The 645-nt window shown below is 54.7% G+C and carries 1 protein-coding gene; it reads left to right on the top strand.

The features are described 5' to 3' along the window. The first annotated feature begins 102 nt into the window (after nt 1–102). Nucleotides 103–552, top strand: a complete 450-nt coding sequence (locus tag BSZ39_RS15210; RefSeq protein ID WP_083603373.1) for an ATP-binding cassette domain-containing protein — start codon at nt 103–105, stop codon at nt 550–552. Nucleotides 553–645: the final 93 nt, after the last annotated feature.

Here is a 645-nt window from a genome sequence, read left to right as displayed (position 1 = left end):
CTCTTTCTGCTGGATGTTTTGACACCACCCATCGTGCAGTCAGGGGCCCGTTCCTTCATCCCCGGTCGGTGACTACAACGTCATGACCCACAACAGCTAGGCCTGAACGTTGACGGCCGGAAGCTCCTGTCGAAGTCAAGCTACGTTCAACAGTCCCCAGGGCTGTTGAACGCGACTGCGGTTGAAAATGTTGTGTTTGGCCGACATGAGGCTTTTGATAACGCGGATAGCCTATTAACCGATTTGGGGTTGGACAGCTTCGTGTCCGACGGAGCGGACGGATCGCGTGATGTAGCCGGTGAAGACGCTGGTGTTTCTGGAGGAGAACGTCAGCGGATTGCTATCGCCCGCGCGTTTGCCTCTGAAGACACCTTCGTTGTCCTCGACGAGCCAACCAGTGGTTTGGATTCGGCGACGCGAGCCAAGGTTTGGAAGTTCATTGAATCGTACGCAGCACACAATACTGTCGTAGTCGCTACACACGATGAATCAGCGCCAATACGTGAGGGCGATCCGGTCTTTCGTCCGAACTATAACGTCGATGAGAGATAAATCGGCTCTTCCGGTTTCAGAGTGCGTGACGCGGTCTCTGACTGCCGGGTGTTGGTGATGAATGAGAGCGGGCCTTGGGTGAAGATAGAAGTT

The sequence above is a fragment of the Bowdeniella nasicola genome (assembly GCF_001907295.1).
Lineage (GTDB): Bacteria > Actinomycetota > Actinomycetes > Actinomycetales > Actinomycetaceae > Bowdeniella > Bowdeniella nasicola.
The sequence above is the reverse complement of the archived record's forward strand: the minus strand, read 5'-3'. Positions and strand labels throughout refer to the sequence as shown.